1 protein-coding gene is annotated in these 2,681 nt (G+C 40.2%); it reads left to right on the forward strand.

The annotated features are described in order from the left end of the window. Positions 1 to 2,563 (forward strand): YodL domain-containing protein (locus tag RDS42_RS14010; RefSeq protein ID WP_308784200.1); only part of this gene is annotated, 2,563 nt, incomplete at its 5' end. Between the last annotated feature and the right edge of the window lie 118 nt (positions 2,564 to 2,681).

The following is a 2,681-nucleotide window of genomic DNA, read 5'->3' on the forward strand; positions in this document are numbered from 1 at the left end:
AATCAATCAGGCAGATGAAGATAAAGTAGAGGAACTTCTGGATGATGCAAAAATGCATATTCAGGACTTACCAGATCCAACCATAGGCAAGCTGGAATTACGTGACTATGGATATACAGCAGAGGATATGGTACCGCTCAGAAAAGAAGCAGCCTTGGATTATCACAGAATGGGTTCTAAGATTTATTGTCTGGACAGTGATGGCGGCAAAGGAGAGTATGCAAGTAAAGAAATGATACAGACGCATGAAGGTCTGTTTGGCATGGAATTACAGATGTGGGAACGGATAAGGGATCAGGATCTGGATTATGCCGATGAAGATGTGGGAGCATTTCAGGAGCCTATGAGTGTCATTGACCAGGAAGAAGCATTGAAATTATACGATGCCGGAGCAGATATCTATCTGATTATTAATTTTTCATCACCGGTCTATGTCACGGAACGCAAGGAAATCGAACGAGGACCGGAGCATTATCAGATGTCCATGGCAGAACGGGAGCGTTTTCGTAACCTGGAATGGGAAATGCAAAAATATCCGCAGATTCAGTCTTTGAAAGAGGCAAAACTATTGTTAGGAACAAGGCGAACCTTTGGCATTTATCAGATCAAGGATGATTCACCGGGTGAAAACTATGCATTTATGAATATGAGTTTTATTGAAAGTCATAGTATGCAGATAAAAAAAGAAGATTATAAGCTGGTCTATGTTGGAGAATTACTGGGAAATACGTCACTGGATGATATTTTTGAAAGGTTCAACATTGACAGACCGAAAGACTTCCGCGGGCATTCCCTGTCTGTCAGTGATATCGTTGTTTTGAATGATGGGAAAAAAGTAACAGCTCATTTTGTAGACAGTATCAGTTTTGAACAGCTGGATTCTTTCCTGAATCTGGAAGAACAGGTTCTTAGTGAACTGGCATATGAGGTAGGAGAACGTTATTTTGCTATTCAGAGAACAGAAGAAGGATATGATTATTCCTTTTACGATGAAGATTTCCGTCTGATGGATGGTGGCGTCTATGAAAATGATGAAATTTCTATTAAAGAAGCGGCAGAGGAACTTCTGAAAGACGAAGGCTGGATTGGAGAACGCATCCGTGGGGATTATGATCAGTTGATGGAAAAAGTGGAAGAAATGGATGAGGTTGTAATGGCAGAGATTCAGAAAAGCCAGGGCGAATATAAGCCACTGGCAAAAGTAGAGGAACTGGAAGAGGCGAATTATAACATGATTGATAACGTCCTCAATAATATGCCACCGAAGAAAGAACCTTATCTGGAATATTTTGCTACAGAATGCGATGAATTCCATGATATGGGAGCTTATGAAAAAAGTACCGATGTTAACCAGATAGCTGCAGTTTATGAAAAATATAGGGAGAATCCAGAAACTGCATATCTGGGATGCTCAATGGGTATTATTTATCGTGATCCGGAAGACAGTTACTATGATGAAGCCGAATTTACAATCGTTAAAGGAAATACTGTATTTGGAAATCTGATGGACGATGTTCGGTTTTATGGGGAGCTTGCACTGGTAAGAAAAGGAATTGAGAAAATTCATGAAGTATTACCGGACTATAAGTATGTACCGATGCGGGATGTTCGGGAAGCAATGTATCCAGAGAAGATGACCACAGAACAGCTGGCTGAGGCATTAGATGAGATTGCAGAAGCTTTTGATCCGTATGAGTATCGGGATAATGTTGAGATGGGAGAAAATACGGTACAGGAAGTAATGTTGGATTTGCAAAGCGGTAATATTCATTACTATGTTTCTTACTTGAAGGATATTGTAGACGAAGAATGCGACCTGTCTGTTCGTGCAGGTGTATTGCTGGAAAGACTGAAAGCCTATGAACCGGAGATTCCAAAAGATATGGAGCCGATGGTGTATGTGAATTATTGTGAGAAAAGTGAATTGGCGAATCCAAGATGCCAGAAGTTATCTGATTTGGATTCCAAAACAGTAGAACAGGACAAAGCCTGGTATGCCGACTGTGATCCAAACACCAACGAACCAAAAACGACAGCGCAGATGTTTTTTACAGTATATTATGCTGAGAAGGGCGACCAGATGCTGCATCATTTTCAAGGTAAGATAGACATTGGTAGCGGAAATGGCGGCATCATCAGTCAATTAAAGATGCAGAATGAAATGAAGTTGACAGATGAAAGCTGGATCAGCTATCAGCAAGGAAAAGGCAATGAAGAATATCAGAAGTATATGGAAGATCTGACGGATATGCAGAATCATGTACTGCCGTATTTGCAGAGCTTTTGCAGTCTGGAAGAAAAAGGTGTGAAGGAGAAACGAGAACAGCAGGTAGCAGAGAAAAATGAGAGCAGAGAAGCTGTGCCAAGATCTGGCGTTGATGAAAATACAGGAGTTAAGGACGCAGGGAAAGCTGAAAGAAAGGCAGTAGCACAGAAAAAGGCAATGCCAGGAAAAGAGAAAAAACCGTCAATCCATGAACGATTGGAAATCAATAAGAGAATTATCCAGGAAAAGCAGGGAAAAGATAAGCCTGAGAGAGGAGCTGATTTGGGTGTAAGATAAACAATAAAGCCTGGTAGATGATTTTAAAGATCATTTACCAGGTGTTTTTTTGTGAAAATCTTAGAAAACAATAACAAATCAAACAACCTAGAAGAAAATTTAATTTTGGTTGAAACTA

The sequence above is a fragment of the uncultured Blautia sp. genome, from assembly GCF_902497045.1.
Classification (GTDB): Bacteria; Bacillota; Clostridia; order Lachnospirales; family Lachnospiraceae; genus Blautia_A.